At 59.3% G+C, this 16399-nt stretch carries 21 protein-coding genes; 15 read left to right on the forward strand and 6 right to left on the reverse strand.

Features of this window, described 5'->3' with window-relative positions; genetic code table 11:
* The first annotated feature begins 134 nt into the window (after window positions 1-134).
* Entirely contained in the window at window positions 135-500 is a 366-nt protein-coding gene (locus EQV97_RS25895; protein WP_045057923.1) for a hypothetical protein, read from the forward strand.
* Between the two features lie 143 nt (window positions 501-643).
* Here the strand turns inward: EQV97_RS25895 and EQV97_RS25900 are convergent, their stop codons facing one another.
* From EQV97_RS25900 to EQV97_RS25910, 3 genes are all read right to left on the reverse strand, one after another.
* Window positions 644-1333 (reverse strand): endonuclease I family protein, encoded by a 690-nt coding sequence (locus EQV97_RS25900; protein WP_122838294.1) that lies wholly within the window; start codon window positions 1331-1333, stop codon window positions 644-646.
* 4 nt (window positions 1334-1337) lie between these two features.
* Window positions 1338-1577 carry a DUF1654 domain-containing protein gene (locus EQV97_RS25905; RefSeq protein WP_318653944.1) on the reverse strand — a complete coding sequence of 80 codons (240 nt, stop codon included), beginning with the start codon at window positions 1575-1577 and terminating at the stop codon, window positions 1338-1340.
* A gap of 197 nt (window positions 1578-1774) precedes the next feature.
* Complete coding sequence (locus tag EQV97_RS25910; protein WP_240890315.1) at window positions 1775-2869, reverse strand: asparaginase; 1095 nt, start codon at window positions 2867-2869, stop codon at window positions 1775-1777.
* Window positions 2870-3221: 352 nt separating this feature from the next.
* Here EQV97_RS25910 and EQV97_RS25915 point away from each other — a divergent pair, with 352 nt between their 5' ends.
* The 8 genes from EQV97_RS25915 to EQV97_RS25950 all read left to right on the forward strand — a co-directional run bounded on the left by EQV97_RS25915 (window position 3222) and on the right by EQV97_RS25950 (window position 10829).
* Window positions 3222-3659 (forward strand): hypothetical protein, encoded by a 438-nt coding sequence (locus EQV97_RS25915; protein ID WP_122838296.1) that lies wholly within the window; start codon window positions 3222-3224, stop codon window positions 3657-3659.
* Window positions 3660-3835: 176 nt separating this feature from the next.
* Window positions 3836-4792: a sugar ABC transporter substrate-binding protein gene (locus EQV97_RS25920; protein ID WP_240890316.1), complete on the forward strand. Its 957-nt coding sequence runs from the start codon at window positions 3836-3838 to the stop codon at window positions 4790-4792.
* 56 nt (window positions 4793-4848) lie between these two features.
* Complete coding sequence (locus EQV97_RS25925) at window positions 4849-6402, forward strand: sugar ABC transporter ATP-binding protein (RefSeq protein WP_240890317.1); 1554 nt, start codon at window positions 4849-4851, stop codon at window positions 6400-6402.
* Complete coding sequence (locus tag EQV97_RS25930) at window positions 6399-7376, forward strand: ABC transporter permease (RefSeq protein ID WP_122838299.1); 978 nt, start codon at window positions 6399-6401, stop codon at window positions 7374-7376. Before EQV97_RS25925 ends, EQV97_RS25930 begins: the two co-directional genes overlap by 4 nt.
* A gap of 3 nt (window positions 7377-7379) precedes the next feature.
* Window positions 7380-8399, forward strand: coding sequence for a LacI family DNA-binding transcriptional regulator (locus EQV97_RS25935; RefSeq protein ID WP_240890318.1), 1020 nt, complete (start codon window positions 7380-7382; stop codon window positions 8397-8399).
* A 41-nt stretch (window positions 8400-8440) separates the two neighbouring features.
* Window positions 8441-9358, forward strand: coding sequence for a ribokinase (gene rbsK, locus EQV97_RS25940; RefSeq protein WP_240890319.1), 918 nt, complete (start codon window positions 8441-8443; stop codon window positions 9356-9358).
* The gene (gene rbsD, locus EQV97_RS25945; RefSeq protein ID WP_240890320.1) at window positions 9355-9759 is read left to right on the forward strand and encodes a D-ribose pyranase; all 405 of its coding nucleotides are present in this window, start codon (window positions 9355-9357) and stop codon (window positions 9757-9759) included. The genes rbsK and rbsD overlap by 4 nt, the downstream gene beginning before the upstream one ends.
* 41 nt (window positions 9760-9800) lie before the next feature.
* Window positions 9801-10829: a nucleoside hydrolase gene (locus EQV97_RS25950; protein ID WP_045057912.1), complete on the forward strand. Its 1029-nt coding sequence runs from the start codon at window positions 9801-9803 to the stop codon at window positions 10827-10829.
* Between the two features lie 37 nt (window positions 10830-10866).
* Here the strand turns inward: EQV97_RS25950 and EQV97_RS25955 are convergent, their stop codons facing one another.
* Window positions 10867-11079 (reverse strand): hypothetical protein, encoded by a 213-nt coding sequence (locus EQV97_RS25955; protein ID WP_045057911.1) that lies wholly within the window; start codon window positions 11077-11079, stop codon window positions 10867-10869.
* A gap of 133 nt (window positions 11080-11212) precedes the next feature.
* On the opposite strand from EQV97_RS25955, the gene EQV97_RS25960 reads away from it, so the two are divergent.
* Together EQV97_RS25960 and EQV97_RS25965 are read left to right on the forward strand one after the other, a co-directional pair.
* Window positions 11213-11518, forward strand: a complete 306-nt coding sequence (locus EQV97_RS25960; RefSeq protein WP_240890321.1) for a hypothetical protein — start codon at window positions 11213-11215, stop codon at window positions 11516-11518.
* A 166-nt stretch (window positions 11519-11684) separates the two neighbouring features.
* A complete protein-coding gene (locus EQV97_RS25965; protein WP_122838302.1) occupies window positions 11685-12005 on the forward strand; it encodes an I78 family peptidase inhibitor in 321 nt (106 codons plus the stop codon).
* A 72-nt stretch (window positions 12006-12077) separates the two neighbouring features.
* Here the strand turns inward: EQV97_RS25965 and EQV97_RS25970 are convergent, their stop codons facing one another.
* Together EQV97_RS25970 and EQV97_RS25975 are read right to left on the reverse strand one after the other, a co-directional pair.
* Window positions 12078-12290, reverse strand: a complete 213-nt coding sequence (locus EQV97_RS25970) for a cold-shock protein (protein WP_003179963.1) — start codon at window positions 12288-12290, stop codon at window positions 12078-12080.
* Between the two features lie 291 nt (window positions 12291-12581).
* The gene (locus EQV97_RS25975) at window positions 12582-12884 is read right to left on the reverse strand and encodes a hypothetical protein (RefSeq protein WP_122838303.1); all 303 of its coding nucleotides are present in this window, start codon (window positions 12882-12884) and stop codon (window positions 12582-12584) included.
* Between the two features lie 373 nt (window positions 12885-13257).
* Here EQV97_RS25975 and thrS point away from each other — a divergent pair, with 373 nt between their 5' ends.
* Genes thrS through rplT form a run of 4 tightly spaced genes read left to right on the forward strand, consistent with a single transcriptional unit; the run spans window position 13258 to window position 16370 of the window.
* A complete protein-coding gene (gene thrS, locus EQV97_RS25980; RefSeq protein WP_240890322.1) occupies window positions 13258-15180 on the forward strand; it encodes a threonine--tRNA ligase in 1923 nt (640 codons plus the stop codon).
* Complete coding sequence (gene infC, locus EQV97_RS25985; RefSeq protein ID WP_176469887.1) at window positions 15180-15731, forward strand: translation initiation factor IF-3; 552 nt, start codon at window positions 15180-15182, stop codon at window positions 15729-15731. The genes thrS and infC overlap by 1 nt, the downstream gene beginning before the upstream one ends.
* Window positions 15732-15791: 60 nt before the next feature.
* Window positions 15792-15986 carry a 50S ribosomal protein L35 gene (rpmI, locus tag EQV97_RS25990; RefSeq protein WP_008145659.1) on the forward strand — a complete coding sequence of 65 codons (195 nt, stop codon included), beginning with the start codon at window positions 15792-15794 and terminating at the stop codon, window positions 15984-15986.
* A 27-nt stretch (window positions 15987-16013) separates the two neighbouring features.
* A complete protein-coding gene (gene rplT, locus EQV97_RS25995; protein ID WP_007905879.1) occupies window positions 16014-16370 on the forward strand; it encodes a 50S ribosomal protein L20 in 357 nt (118 codons plus the stop codon).
* Window positions 16371-16399 lie beyond the last annotated feature (29 nt).

Below are 16399 nucleotides of genomic sequence, written 5' to 3' on the forward strand. Positions count from 1 at the left end.
CAGCATTAATTCCCAAGGCGTAACTATACAGAGGCCGCACCCATCATTCTCGTTGTTTTATCTCGATTTTTCGGCCCTAAAGAACTATTCATGAATGCTAAAATGCGTGCTTTAGGCATTCAGAGGGACAACTCGTGCGCAAATGGGTCTGGGTAGTGGCAATACTGGCGTTGGCAGGGTGCGATCAAGGCAAGCGCGGCGACGTGCCACCGCCGAAGCCGACAGTCGCCACGACGCCGGCCGCAGCTGCCGCGCCACAGTGGGATCTGGAAGTTCGGGGCGAGATCACCCAGGCCGTCAGCGACCTGAGCGGCTGGTTGATCGAGCACAGTTTTGTTTCCAGCGTGGTCAGGGAAAACGGCAAGACCCGTATCCTGATGGGCCCCTATGGTTCCGAGGCTGAGGCCAAGGCCAAGCAAGCCGAAGTGCAGGCCGCGCTGGTGCGGGCGAAAAAACAGAACATCGAATTGCTGGTGATCGAGCGTCCGCTGAGTCAGTAAGACACCCATGCACTTTGCAGGAGCGAGCTTGCCGCAGGCGGCGTGCCGACGAAGAACCAACGGGCACCGCGTTTTCCAGGCTTCACGCGTTATCGTTGAGGTTCTTCGCGAGCGAGCTCGCTCATACAAAGTTCGGTGTTCAATCAGCCGCAGGCTTTCAGGTCGACCGGGCCGACGAACTCATTGCCCCGTCCCATCACACACGCCACCGTCTGGTTGCGCTGGCTTTCCCAGGCCTGTACCGGGTAGGTCTTGTTCCAGGCTTCGTAGAGCTGCCGATCCTGCCTGGACAGGCGCAACCCGTACTGTTTGCTCATGTAGAAGTAAGTGCGTGCGATCATTCCGCGAATAGACGGGCGCGGCATGACTTTTTTCGCCTTGAAGTCGACCTGGGTCAGGCACGAGCCGTATTGCCCCGATTGCACCGGCAGCCAGCCGAAACTGAAGTTGCTGCGGTCGCCGTTCACTTCGCCGATGCTTGGCACCAGATTGTGCAGGTCGGCCTCGGCCTTCTGGTACACCGCGTCGTATCGGGTGCAGTTCTTGCGCCCACCTTCCTGCCAGCACTGGCGCTGATGACCGATCTGCCAGGCCGGCACGATATGCTCCCACTCGATGCGCGCGGCGCGCTTGGCATTCTTGCGCGGCACGTAACCACAGGCGGACAGGTTGACCTTGTTGCCCGTGTACTTGCAGCCGCAATAGAACTCGGTCGATTGCGGTGCGTAGAGTTTCCAGGCGACTTTCTTGGCTTCGGAAAAGGTTCGCGGGGCGGCTGCCTGGGCGCCCATGGCGCAGAACAGCAGCAGTAACGCTAAACAACGGACACTCATTGACTCAGTCTTCCTTCGGCACAACCCAAAAAATCTGCACGCCGCCATCGTCGCGGTAGGCGAGGGTGACGTTATCGTTTTCGTCGATTTCTTCGAGCAACTGCTCCCACTCGTCCACGGGTTCGTCGGGCAGGCGGAAGATCAGCGCGGCTTTGGCTTTCTGCGCGGTGGGGGAATTAATGATTTTCTGAACGCGCATGCCCATGCGTGCGTAGGAATCTGGAGCGGAGGAGGCGGTGGTCACGGAATTATCCTTATTAAGCTGTACGAACATACAGTATTAAACTGTAGGAATTATCGCAACTGCTTAAAATTCAAGAAATTCCTCTGACAGCGGTTTTCGCCTTTTGGTGTAGGAAGGGGACAGGTTTTTTATCAGGCCCCTGACCCCTTGAGGAGAAGCCAGGGCTGCCCGACCGGAATCGGTCGGGCGAGGAGGGATCAATACTCCCAGAACATCCGCTGCAGTTCTTTGCTGTCATTGGTCTTGGTCAGCGCGACCATGGCCAGGATGCGGGCTTTCTGCGGGTTCAGGTCGTGGGCCACCACCCAGTCGTTCTTGTCATCCGGTTGTTCGGCGTTACGCAATACGAAACCACCGGCATTGACGTGGGAAGAACGGATGATTTGCACGCCGTCCTTGCGCAGCGCCTGCAGGGCTGGAACGACGCGCGAAGACACCGAGCCATTGCCGGTACCGGCGTGGATGATGGCTTTGGCGCCAGATTGCGCCAGGGCCTTGTACGCGGTGTCGCTGACATTGCCGTAGGAATAGGCGATTTCAACGGCAGGCAGGCTCTTGATTTCCTTGATGTCAAATTCCGAATCCATGGTGTGACGCTTGGCCGGCAGGCGGAACCAGTAGGATTTGCCTTCGACTACCATGCCCAGCGGACCCCAGGCGCTCTTGAATGCTTCAGTCTTGATGTTGATCATTTTGCTGACGTCACGACCCGACTGGATCTCGTCGTTCATGGTCACCAGCACGCCTTTGCCTCGTGCGTCCTTGCTGCTGGCGACGGCCACGGCGTTGTACAGGTTGAGCATGCCATCAGCGGACATCGCAGTGCCCGGGCGCATGGAGCCGACGACGATAATCGGCTTGTCGGTTTTTTCCACCAGGTTGAGGAAGTAAGCGGTTTCTTCCAGGGTGTCGGTGCCATGGGTGATGACGATGCCATCGACGTCGCTGCTGTCGGCCAGTTCCGCCACGCGGCGGCCCAGTTGCAGCAGGTTGTCGTTGGTGATGCTTTCGGAGGCGATTTGCATGACTTGTTCGCCACGCACATTGGCCAGCTGGCTCAGTTCCGGAACGCCGGCGATCAATTGCTCGATGCCGACTTTCGCCGCCTGGTAGGTGGCACTGTTGGCCGCGCTGGCGCCTGCGCCGGCGATGGTGCCGCCGGTGGCGAGGATCACCACGTTGGCCAGTTTCTGTTCGGTCTGGGTCTGGGCTTCTTTAGCCTGGAGCGCGGTAGGCAGGAGGAGGAGCAGGGCCAAAGTGCCCGGAACGAAGGACTTAAGAGCAGATGTCATTATTTTTTTCTCTCTTGTGGTGAGACGGTGCTGATTGCAGGTCTTCCAAAATGGCCCCGGCACACCTGAATGCCGGGGTGGGAGTGAGAGAGCAGGATCCATACCAGCTGTAGAGTGCAACGAAATTATTCTTAACCTAATGATATGTAACGAATATTTGTGTCATGAGCGCAAGCGTCTCAAACCAGCTCGTCCGGGCTTCCGAACAGGGATGGTTTTTTTGTTCGGTCTGCCGAAAGTCCCTGCACATCCTGTTGAAATAAGGGTTCAGCGCTCAATTCCTGCTCGCCCCCTAAAGAAACCGCTATCCCGGTCGATGCCCCTGTAATGGATTGTTTAGGAGGGATTGGAAATGTCGTTGACCGTCGCTTTGTCGAATGCGCGTGTGATCAATATTGGCAACAAGCCTGCGGACGCCGCTGTTAAAACAACAGCCGAAGCCACCGCGCAGGCGGCGACCCCAGAAGAGGGCGATAACAAACCCTTGAGCGTGGCGCCTGCCCAGCAAGACGCCAAAGCCGAGAGCAGTAGCAGCAGCCAAAGTATTACGGTGCAGATGTTGCTCAAGCGCATGAAGGAGCTGCAGCAACAGTTGCGCGAACAACAGCAGCAATTGGCCGCGACCCAGGCCACCAAATTTGCCAACGAAGAAGCCAAGGCCACCGCGGTCATGGCGGTGCAACAGCGCATTGCCGACACCGCCGGGGCAATCGCCCAGGTGGCGGGCGCGCTGGCCAAGGCGCTGACTGAGGGTTCCACCACTGGCAGTATGGTCAGCACCTCGGTCTGACTTACGTCCTTTATGCGATCAGCATTGCCGGGCGTTGACAAATCTTTGCAGGGTTCGCATAGTTCTGTCTTCGCAAACGTTTGCGCAGTATTCTGATAGCCTGTTCCTACAGAACGCTGCATAGCCTACGCCAGCGCAAGCGTTGCTCAGAATAATCATAAGATCGGAGTGAACCCATGAAGCTGCCATTCGCTGGACGCCTTCTCGCTGTCGCCATGCTGGCTGCCGCATCCGCCGCATTGTCCATCTCCTCGGCCTTCGCCGAAACCCCGGAAAAACCTAAAGTCGCGCTGGTCATGAAATCCCTGGCCAACGAATTCTTCCTGACCATGGAAGACGGCGCCAAGGCTTACCAGAAAGAACACTCCGCCGATTTCGACCTGATCTCCAACGGCATCAAGGACGAAACCGATACCGCCGGGCAAACCCGTATCGTCGAGCAAATGATCTTGGCAAAGGTCAATGCCCTGGTGATCGCGCCGTCGGATTCCAAGGCCATGGTGCCGGTGATCAAGAAAGCCATCGATGCCGGTATCACCGTGATCAACATCGATAACCAGCTGGACCCGGCCGTGGTCAAGAGCAAGAACATCAGCGTGCCCTTCGTGGGGCCGGACAACCGCAAAGGCGCACGCCTGGTCGGTGAGTACCTGGCCAAGCAGCTCAAGGCCGGTGACGAAGTCGGCATCATCGAAGGCGTGTCCACCACCACCAACGCCCAGGCCCGCACCGCAGGCTTCAAGGATGCAATGGAGGCGGCGCAAATCAAGGTGGTGTCCCTGCAGTCCGGCGACTGGGAAATCGACAAAGGCAACAAGGTAGCCGCTTCGATTCTCAGCGAGTATCCGCAGGTCAAGGCGCTGCTGGCCGGTAACGACAGCATGGCCGTTGGCGCGGTGTCTGCGGTGCGTGCCGCGGGCAAGGCGGGCAAGGTCCAGGTGGTGGGTTACGACAACATCAACGCCATCCAGCCAATGCTCAAGGATGGTCGCGTCCTGGCCACCGCTGACCAGTTTGCCGCCAAGCAGGCGGTGTTCGGCATCGAGACTGCTTTGAAGATCATCAAGGGCGAGAAAGTCGACAGCGGCGCCAATGGCGTGATCGAAACCCCGGTCGAGCTGGTGACCAAGTAGTCCTTCTGGTGACGCAAGGTGCTCGCTCCTCGTGAGCGAGCGCATGGAGAGTTTTTATGTCAGTTTCCGCTGCGAACGCTGTCCTTACGGTCAGCGGCATCGGCAAGACCTACGCCCAGCCTGTCCTCACCGGTATCGACCTGACGCTGATGCGCGGCGAAGTGCTGGCGCTGACCGGTGAAAACGGCGCAGGTAAAAGCACGCTGTCGAAGATCATCGGCGGGCTGGTGACGCCGACCACCGGGCAGATGCAGTTCCAGGGCCAGGATTACCGTCCCGGCAGCCGCACCCAGGCCGAAGAACTGGGCATCCGCATGGTGATGCAGGAACTCAATCTGCTGCCGACCCTGTCGGTGGCGGAAAACCTGTTCCTGCACAAGCTGCCGAGCACCGGTGGCTGGATCAGTCGCAAGCAATTACGCAAGGCGGCGATCGAGGCCATGGCGCAGGTCGGGCTCGACGCGATCGACCCGGACACCCTGGTCGGCGAGCTCGGCATCGGCCACCAGCAAATGGTCGAGATCGCGCGCAATCTGATCGGCGACTGCCACGTGCTGATTCTTGACGAACCGACGGCCATGCTCACGGCGCGGGAAGTCGAAATGCTCTTTGAACAGATCACCCACCTGCAGGCACGCGGGGTGTCGATCATCTATATCTCGCACCGACTCGAAGAGCTGGCCCGTGTGGCCCAGCGCATCGCGGTGCTGCGCGACGGCAACCTGGTGTGCGTCGAGCCCATGGCCAACTACAACAGCGAGCAACTGGTCACGTTGATGGTCGGGCGCGAGCTGGGCGAACACATGGACATGGGCCCGCGCAAAATCGGCGCACCGGCGTTGACGGTCCGCAGCCTGACCCGTTCCGACAAGGTTCGCGACGTGTCCTTTGAAGTGCGCGCTGGCGAAATCTACGGCATTTCCGGGCTGATCGGGGCAGGGCGCACCGAACTGCTGCGGCTGATCTTCGGTGCCGATATTGCCGACAGCGGCACGGTGGCCCTGGGTTCGCCGGCGCAGGTGGTGAGTATCCGTTCGCCGGCCGACGCGGTCGGTCATGGCATTGCGCTGATCACCGAGGACCGCAAAGGCGAAGGCCTGCTGCTGACCCAGTCGATCAGCGCGAACATCGCCCTGGGCAACATGCCGGTGATTTCCCGCGGCGGCTTCGTCAACAACGGCGACGAGATGTCCCTGGCCCAGCGCCAGATCGACGCGATGCGTATCCGCAGCTCCAGCCCGACGCAACTGGTGTCGCAATTGTCCGGGGGCAACCAGCAGAAGGTCGTGATCGGCCGCTGGCTCGAGCGCGATTGCTCGGTGATGCTGTTCGACGAGCCAACCCGGGGCATCGACGTCGGCGCCAAGTTCGACATCTATGCCTTGCTGGGAGAATTGACCCGTCAGGGCAAGGCGCTGGTGGTGGTTTCCAGCGACCTGCGCGAATTGATGCTGATCTGCGACCGCATCGGCGTGCTGTCCGCCGGGCGCCTGATCGACACGTTCGAACGCGATACCTGGACCCAGGATGATTTGCTTGCTGCCGCCTTTGCCGGCTACCAAAAACGTGATGCGTTGCTCAATGAAGCAGCGCCTAGGGACCCTCAATGAAAACTGCAACGTCTGTTGGCAAGCGAAGTGGCAACTTCTATGGCCTCGGTACTTACCTGGGCCTGGCCGGTGCCCTGTTGGCAATGATCGCGCTGTTCTCGGTGCTCAGCAGCCACTTCCTGTCCTATGACACCTTCAGCACCCTGGCCAACCAGATCCCCGACCTGATGGTGCTGGCGGTCGGCATGACGTTCGTGTTGATCATCGGCGGCATCGACCTGTCGGTAGGTTCGGTACTGGCACTGGCCGCATCGGCGGTCAGCGTGGCGATCCTCGGCTGGGGCTGGAGCGTATTGCCGGCGGCTTTGCTCGGCATGGCCATTGCCGCACTGGCCGGGACCATTACCGGCTCGATCACGGTAGCCTGGCGCATTCCGTCGTTCATCGTGTCCCTGGGCGTGCTGGAGATGGCGCGGGGTGTGGCGTATCAGATGACCGGTTCGCGCACCGCCTACATCGGCGACGCCTTTGCCTGGCTGTCCAACCCGATCGCCTTCGGCATCTCGCCCTCGTTCATCATCGCCTTGCTGATCATTATCATCGCCCAGGCCGTGCTGACCCGCACCGTGTTCGGTCGTTACCTGATTGGCATCGGCACTAACGAAGAAGCCGTACGCCTGGCCGGGATCAATCCCAAGCCTTACAAGATCCTGGTGTTCAGCCTGATGGGGTTGCTGGCCGGGATTGCCGCGCTGTTCCAGATCTCGCGCCTGGAAGCGGCGGACCCGAATGCCGGTTCCGGCCTTGAGCTGCAGGTGATCGCGGCCGTGGTGATCGGCGGTACCAGCCTGATGGGCGGCCGGGGTTCGGTGATCAGTACCTTCTTTGGCGTGTTGATCATTTCCGTACTGGCCGCCGGGCTGGCGCAGATCGGCGCCACCGAGCCAACCAAGCGCATCATCACCGGTGCGGTCATCGTGATCGCGGTGGTGCTCGATACTTATCGCAGTCAGCGCGCAAGCCGGCGGACCTGAGTCATGGCAACCATCAAGGATGTCGCTGCCCTGGCGGGCATCTCCTACACCACGGTGTCCCACGTGGTGAACAAGAGCCGCCCGGTCAGCGAAGAAGTACGGATAAAGGTCGAGGCCGCCATCAAGACCCTCGACTATGTGCCGAGCGCGGTGGCGCGGTCGCTCAAGGCCAAGACCACGGCGACCATCGGCTTGCTGGTGCCCAATAGCCTCAACCCGTACTTCGCCGAGCTGGCGCGGGGGATCGAGGATTACTGCGAGCGCAATGGCTACTGCGTGATCCTGTGCAACTCCGACGATAACCCGGACAAGCAGCGCAGCTACCTGCGGGTACTTCTGGAAAAACGCATCGACGGCCTGATCGTGGCTTCGGCCGGCGGTGATGCCGGGCTGGCGGAAGGTCTTGCCGCCGTGCGCACGCCGATGGTGATCGTTGACCGTGGCCTGGAAGGCGTGAACGCCGACATGGTGCGCATCGATCACGAGTACGGCGCCTACCTGGCCACCCGGCACCTGCTGGAACTCGGGCATCGGGACATCGCCACGATTGGCGGCCCGGCGAGTACCAGCGTGGCGCAGATGCGCCTGGCCGGTTTCTGCAGGGCCCTGCGCGAGGCAGGCATTGAGGTGCCGGGCGAGCGCATGCTCGAGAGCGATTTTACCAGCACTGGCGGCTACGCTGCGGCGGCGCTGTTGCTGGAAAACAATCCACCCAGCGCCATCTTCGCCGGCAACGACATGATCGGCATCGGCGTACTGCGCGCGGCTGCAGAGCGCAACATTCGCGTACCGGGCGAGCTGTCGGTGATCGGCTTTGACGACATCCAGATGAGTCGTTACGTGTACCCGGCATTGACCACCGTCGGCCAGTCGATCCTGCAACTGGGCGAAATGGCAGCGGAAGTGCTGCTGCGCCGGATCGCCAGCCCGGCCATGGCCACCGACCAGCGGATCGTGACCCCCAGTATTGTCCTGCGAGAATCGACAGCGCCATTGGCGGGAGTCTTTGTCGAGTACCGCTGAACCCACCGCATCACTGAAATAGAATTGACGAGTAGTGACGAATGCCAGCAAAAGTAGCGGTAATAGGCAGCCTGAACATGGACCTGGTCACCCGGGCGCCACGGCTGCCCCGTGGCGGTGAAACCCTGATCGGTCAATCGTTCGCCACGGTGTCCGGTGGCAAGGGCGCCAATCAGGCAGTCGCCGCCGCCCGGCTGGGCGCCCAGGTGTCCATGGTCGGTTGTGTCGGCAACGACGCTTACGGCAGGGCGCTGCGCGACGCACTGGTGGCCGAGCAGATCGACTGCCAGGCGGTCAGCTCCGTCGAAGGCTCCAGCGGTGTGGCCTTGATCGTGGTTGACGACAACAGCCAGAACGCCATCGTGATTGTCGCCGGGGCCAACGGTGCGCTGACCCCGGCCGTCATCGGCTGCTTCGATGCGGTCCTGCAGGCGGCCGATGTGATCATCTGCCAGCTGGAAATACCCGATGCATCGGTCGGTCATGCGCTCAAGCGTGCCCGCGAGCTGGGCAAGACCGTGATCCTCAATCCGGCGCCGGCCAGTCGTCCGCTGCCGGCAGACTGGTACGCCAACATCGATTACCTGATTCCCAATGAGAGCGAGGCCACGGCCCTGAGCGGTGTGCCCGTGGATTCCCTGGACTCCGCCAAGGTAGCTGCCGCCCGGTTGATCGCCCTGGGCGCCGGCAAAGTCATCATTACCCTGGGAGCCCAGGGTTCACTGTTCGCCAGTGGCAGCCGCCTGGAGCATTTTCCCGCACCGGCTGTGAAGGCGATTGATACCACGGCAGCCGGCGACACCTTCGTCGGCGGCTTCGCGGCGGCCCTGGCCAACGGTCAGGACGAAGCCGCAGCGATCCGTTTTGGCCAGGTGGCTGCGGCGCTGTCGGTGACCCGTGCCGGCGCGCAACCTTCGATTCCCACCTTGTCTGACGTGCAGGCGTTCAAACCATCATGAAAAAGACTCCGTTACTTAACGTCGCCTTGTCGCGATTGATCGCCTCCCTGGGGCATGGCGACATGGTGGTGATCGGCGATGCCGGCTTGCCGGTGCCCGCCGGCGTCGAACTGATCGACCTGGCCCTGACCCATGGCGTGCCGGATTTCATCAGCACCCTCAAGGTGGTGCTCAGCGAGATGCAGGTTGAAAGCCATGTGCTGGCCCAGGAGATCCTCGACAAACAACCGACGGCGCTGGCCACCCTGGACGAGCTTGATGCGGCCGGCGAGCTGGGCCGGCGCGAGCTGATCAGTCACGACCGGTTCAAGGTACTCAGCCGCCAGGCGCGAGCGGTGGTTCGTACGGGCGAGTGCCAGCCGTACTGCAACATCGTGCTGATCGCCGGAGTGACCTTCTAGACATTCGACATCACTGTTTCCTCACGCACAAGGAGTGCGCCATGCACCGCTATGCTCAGAAACTGCACCAACTGATCCGGAGTTTGCTGCTTTTGTCCTTGATTACTGCAACAGGCGCCCAGGCGGCGGAAAAGATCGACCTGATCATCGACACCGACCCCGGTGCCGACGACGTGGTTGCCTTGCTGTTTGCCCTGGCTTCCCCTGAAGAATTGAACATTCGTGCACTGACCACCGTGGCCGGTAACGTGCGCCTGGACAAGACTTCGCGCAATGCCCGCCTGGCCCGCGAGTGGGCAGGGCGCGAGGAGGTGCCGGTGTACGCCGGTGCCGCCCGACCGATGATGCGCACGCCGATCTACGCCGAGAACATCCATGGCAAGGAAGGCCTGTCGGGTGTCACCGTGCACGAGCCGAAAGCAGGCCTGGCCGAAGGCAACGCGGTCAACTACCTGATCGACACCTTGAAAGCCGCCAAGCCCCACAGCATCACGATCGCCATGCTCGGCCCGCAGACCAACCTGGCGCTGGCACTGATCCAGGAGCCAGAGATCGTCCAGGGCATCAAGGAAGTGGTGATCATGGGCGGCGCGCACTTCAACGGTGGCAACATTACCCCGGTGGCCGAGTTCAACCTGTTCGCCGATCCCCAGGCGGCAGAAGTGGTGCTCAAGAGCGGCGTGAAGCTGACTTATCTGCCACTGGATGTGACCCACAAGATCCTCACCAGCGAATCGCGCCTGAAGCAGATCGCTGCCCTGAACAACAATGCCAGCAAGCTGGTGGGCGATATTCTGAATGAATACGTCAAGGGCGACATGGAACACTACGGCATGACCGGTGGCCCGGTGCATGACGCCACCGTCATCGCCTACCTGCTCAAGCCCGAGTTGTTCAGCGGTCGTGCGGTCAATGTGGTGGTCGACAGTCGCGAAGGCCCGACCTTCGGCCAGACCATCGTCGACTGGTACGACGGCCTGAAGGCGCCGAAAAACGCGTTCTGGGTAGAAAACGGCGACGCCCAGGGTTTCTTTGACCTGCTGACCCAGCGTCTGGCGCGTTTGAAGTAAGCAGCAGTCGCTTCCCGCAGGTGCCAGCCTGCGGGAGTTACTTGGCCGCCGTGTACGCGGCGCCCATGTAGTTCACCGGGTACTTTTCAAATACCTGGGTAATGAACGACTGGGCCGCTTCTGTGCCCAGTTCCTTGACCAGAAGATCTATGCCGATGATTGCCAATTCTTCAGGGCTGCCGGGGCTGTAGGAACTGTGGCCCTGCGGCCACTTGGCCTTGATGTCGGCATCGATACTTACGGTGGTCATGAATAGCGCTCGTGAATGGGTAGAAGTCTGTTTGCGAAGTTAACCATTTTGCGCGGCGTTTGGCACTCCGACTTAGGCATGAGGGGAGGGCTATGCGACACTTGGTCTTTGAACAATGTCCAAGGACCACCCCGTGCAGATTGATTTGAACACGCCCGACGGCTTGACCCTGGATGCCGTTCGCCATTTGCTGGCCTCAGCCAGTGACGATGAGCACACCCAGTTGCGGGTGACTAAAGCCGGCATTGCCTATATATCCTCAGGTGTCGTCGGCGGTACCGAGATCGGCGGCCTGCTGTTTCGCCTGGAGACCTGGGCCAAGGGTTCCGGTTATGTCGGGCGCGTGGCCGCCAGCGATGAGGTGTGGGTGATGCAGATCTACAACGCGCTGAAAGAGAATTGGCCGAACCCGCCGTTCGACTACATCGACGTCTACTAAGGCCTGTTCATATTCAGTCACGATTGAACAATGATCAGCCGGCTGGTGCTCAGGCAAACTTGGCAATTATCCTGTCTGGGGGCAGGGTGCTATCAGCCACGGTGAAACCAATCACCGGAATGGCGGTCGCACGATCTCAGCTTAACTATTGAAAAGAGGAGGCTTCATGCCTTGGAAGCTCGCGTCATTGGGTACTTTGTTGGCCGCCACGTTGCTGGCTGGCTGCAGCAGTACGTCCTCCGAGTCGGCAACAGACCCTGTAGCGTCGACCGATACGGGTCACAGCCGCTGTGAAGCGAAGGCTGCCGAATTCGCCATCGGCAAGAAGGCTTCATCTGAATTGCTGGAACAGGCCCGCACTCGCGCAGGCGCGCAGAATGCCCGGTTCCTGATGCCCGATGACATGGTCACCCTGGAATATCGCTCCGACCGCCTGAACCTCAATACCGATGCGGCTCGAGTGGTCACCCGCGTCAACTGCGGCTGACAGCGTCCGGCTTTTGTTGCACGCATAAAAAACCCCGTCACATGGACGGGGTTTTTTTAGTGCGCCAGAAACTTACTCTGGGCGAACCTGTGCAGCTTGCATACCCTTTTGGCCTTTCTCAGCCACGAAGGAAACGGTCTGGCCTTCTTTCAGGCTTTTGAAACCGTCGCTTTCGATAGCTTTGAAGTGTACGAACAGGTCGTCACCGCCACCTTGAGGAGTGATGAAGCCGAAGCCTTTTTCATCGTTGAACCACTTAACGGTGCCGGTTTGGCGATTAGACATGGTGTATCTCCAAGAAACATATATTTTTTCAGTACTGTGCTGCTCAGGCCAACTGGGCACACCGGGGTATCATAGTCGAAATGTTCGCTTTGGGAGCCCCCCGCAGGTGCTGTTTGCCTTGCTGTCACGCTTGCTTTGCTGCTCATATTGGCTGAAAGCCCCGATTTAAAAGGCTTTCAGCCGAAAGTAAAGACGATAAAAAAAGCGTAAAAACCTGAAAAATTTGTAGTAAAAGGCGGTTTTCAGGGGCTTTTTTGCGCTCGTCCAGGCTGAAAACGAGCTCAGATGGGCTTATTTTTTCGCCTTCGGATCGGCTTTGCAGGAGGCGATCTGGGTCAGCGCTTTCTGTTTCAGCGCGTCACTGGCCTTATTGTCCATCAATGCCTGGATGTCGCTGGCCGGGTACGACTTGATCGCATCGGCGCCACAGGCGCAGTGGGACTTGGCAGCAGCGGCGCCGATCTGCGGCGTGGCCGCCTGGGTGCACTGAGCCATGTATTTCTCGCGCTCGCCCTTCGGCCAGTCCGCGTGGGCGGCCAGCGGCAGCAGCAGGACGACGGGGGCGACGATGGCGAATAAACGATTCAGACGCATGCGGGGATGCTCCTTGTGGGTCAATGTCTTGTTATCTGAGGGGTAAAACCCGGTTCAAGTTCAGCACTCTGGCATAAAAAGCCCTGATTTGCCCGAGCGGCGCGCTGCATGGCGTCGACGACCGTTCATCTGTGCTAGCATGCCTCGCTCGGGCGTTTGCAGGCTCCGGATGACCTTCAGTCCCGGTGGCGGCACAGGCCCGAATAACCCTGATTTGAATCCCAGTCACTCTGGTTCGGTTTCCGGTTGGCCGCAAGGCTCCTGCCGCTGTAAGGCAGGCGTTCGTCATTGAATGGCCTGGACCGGATCTTGTACTGGCTCATCCCAACCCACGTGACCTTTGGTAGGGGTCACCACTAGGAGAGGAGGCGCCATGCCAACTATTACTCTTCCCGACGGCAGTCAACGTTCATTCGATCACCCGGTTTCCGTAGCCGAGGTCGCCGCATCCATTGGTGCTGGCCTGGCCAAAGCCACCGTGGCCGGCAAGGTCAATGGCCAGCTGGTCGACGCCAGCGACATCATCAGCAGCGATTCCACGCTGCAAATCATCACGCCAAAGGATGAAGAGGGGCTGGAGATCATTCGCCACTCTTGCGCCCACCTGGTTGGCCACGCGGTCAAGCAGCTGTATCCGACCGCCAAGATGGTGATCGGTCCGGTCATCGACGAAGGCTTCTATTACGACATCGCCTTCGAGCGTCCTTTCACCCCGGACGACCTGGCCGCGATCGAACAGCGCATGCAGCAGCTGATCGAGAAAGATTACGACGTGATCAAGAAAGTCACTCCGCGCGCCGAAGTGATCGAAGTGTTCAAGGCTCGTGGCGAAGACTACAAGTTGCGCCTGGTCGAGGACATGCCGAACGAACAGGCCATGGGCCTGTACTATCACGAAGAATACGTCGACATGTGCCGCGGCCCGCACGTGCCGAACACCCGTTTCCTCAAATCCTTCAAGCTGACCAAGTTGTCCGGCGCCTACTGGCGCGGCGATGCCAAGAGCGAGCAATTGCAGCGCGTCTACGGCACCGCCTGGGCTGACAAGAAGCAGCTGGCGGCTTACATCCAGCGCATCGAAGAAGCGGAAAAACGCGATCACCGCAAGATCGGCAAGCGCCTGGGCCTGTTCCACACCCAGGAAGAGTCGCCGGGCATGGTGTTCTGGCACCCGAACGGCTGGACCCTGTACCAGGTGCTCGAGCAGTACATGCGCAAGGTTCAGCGCGACAACGGCTACCTGGAGATCAAGACTCCGCAAGTCGTTGACCGCAGCCTGTGGGAGAAATCCGGACACTGGGCCAACTACGCCGACAACATGTTCACCACCCAGTCGGAAAACCGCGACTACGCCATCAAGCCGATGAACTGCCCGTGCCACGTGCAGGTGTTCAACCAGGGCCTGAAAAGCTACCGCGAGTTGCCGATGCGCCTGGCCGAGTTCGGTGCCTGCCACCGTAACGAGCCATCGGGTGCGTTGCACGGCATCATGCGCGTGCGTGCCTTCACCCAGGACGACGCCCACATCTTCTGCACCGAAGAGCAGATGCAGGCCGAGTCCGCCGCATTCATCAAGCTGACCATGGACGTCTACGCCGATTTCGGCTTTAAAGACGTCGAGATGAAGTTGTCCACTCGTCCGGAAAAACGCGTAGGTTCCGACGAACTGTGGGATCGCGCCGAGGCTGCCCTGGCTGCAGCCCTTGATAGCGCGGGCCTGCCGTACGATCTGCAACCGGGCGAAGGCGCTTTCTACGGTCCGAAGATCGAGTTCTCGCTGAAAGATTGCCTTGGCCGCGTCTGGCAGTGTGGTACCCTGCAGCTCGATTTTAACCTGCCTGTCCGTCTGGGAGCCGAATACGTCTCCGAAGACAACAGTCGCAAGCACCCGGTCATGTTGCACCGGGCGATCCTCGGATCCTTCGAACGTTTCGTCGGAATCCTGATCGAGCACTACGAGGGCGCGTTCCCTGCGTGGCTGGCTCCGACCCAGGCAGTGATCATGAATATCACTGACAAGCAGGCTGATTTCGCCGCTGAAGTTGAAAAAACTCTCAACGAAAGCGGATTTCGTGCCAAGTCTGACTTGAGAAATGAAAAGATCGGCTTTAAAATCCGCGAGCATACTTTGCTCAAGGTTCCTTATCTCTTGGTTATCGGAGATCGGGAAGTCGAGATGCAGACTGTCGCTGTGCGTACTCGTGAAGGTGCTGACCTGGGCTCGATGCCCGTCGCCCAGTTCGCTGAGTTTCTCGCGCAAGCGGTTTCCCGGCGTGGTCGCCCAGATTCGGAGTAATTACTATTAAGCGTGAAATGAGACAAGATAAACGAGCTGCACCGAAAGCCCCGATCAACGAGAATATCTCGGCACGCGAGGTTCGGTTAATTGGGGCTGAAGGCGAGCAGCTTGGGATTGTGTCAATTGAAGACGCGCTTCTTAAGGCTGAAGAAGCCAAGCTCGATTTGGTGGAAATTTCCGCCGATGCTGTACCTCCTGTCTGCAAGCTGATGGACTACGGCAAATCGATCTTCGAAAAGAAGAAGCAGGTTGCCGCAGCCAAGAAGAACCAGAAGCAGATCCAGGTTAAAGAAATCAAGTTTCGTCCAGGGACGGAGGAAGGGGATTACCAGGTAAAACTGCGCAACCTGGTACGTTTCCTGAGTGATGGGGACAGGGCCAAGGTATCCTTGCGATTCCGCGGCCGTGAGATGGCCCACCAGGAGCTGGGGATGGAACTCCTCAAGCGAGTTGAAGGTGACTTGCTCGAGTACGGTTCGGTCGAACAGCATCCTAAGATGGAAGGACGCCAACTGATCATGGTCATCGCCCCGAAAAAGAAGAAGTAATCATTTGGGCACGGCAGGCCTACTGATTATGTTTATCAACTGAATGCGGAGTATCCGAACATGCCAAAAATGAAAACTAAAAGTGGTGCTGCTAAGCGGTTTCTGAAAACTGCTAACGGTATCAAGCACAAGCACGCTTTCAAGAGCCACATCCTGACTAAAATGTCGACCAAGCGTAAGCGTCAACTGCGCGGTAGCAGCTTGCTGGCACCGTGTGACGTGGCAAAAGTCGAGCGCATGCTGCGCCTTCGTTAATTTAGTCAAGAATAGAGGAAGTAACTCATGGCTCGTGTAAAGCGTGGCGTCATTGCCCGTAAACGTCACAAAAAAATTCTGAAACTTGCTAAAGGCTACTACGGCGCTCGTTCGCGCGTATTCCGTGTTGCCAAGCAAGCGGTAATCAAGGCAGGCCAATACGCCTACCGTGACCGTCGTCAGAAAAAACGTCAGTTCCGCGCTCTGTGGATCGCTCGTATCAACGCTGGTGCACGTATCAACGGTCTGTCCTACAGCCGTTTCATCGCCGGCCTGAAAAAAGCGTCCATCGAGATCGACCGTAAGGTTCTGGCTGATCTGGCAGTGAACGAAAAAGCGGCGTTTGCTGCGATTGTCGAGAAAGCTAAAGCCACCTTGGCTTAAGTACCCCCGACAGTCACCCTGCCTCACCT

Source organism: Pseudomonas sp. TMW22090, assembly GCF_022496665.1.
In the GTDB taxonomy this organism is placed as follows: domain Bacteria; phylum Pseudomonadota; class Gammaproteobacteria; order Pseudomonadales; family Pseudomonadaceae; genus Aquipseudomonas; species Aquipseudomonas gregormendelii.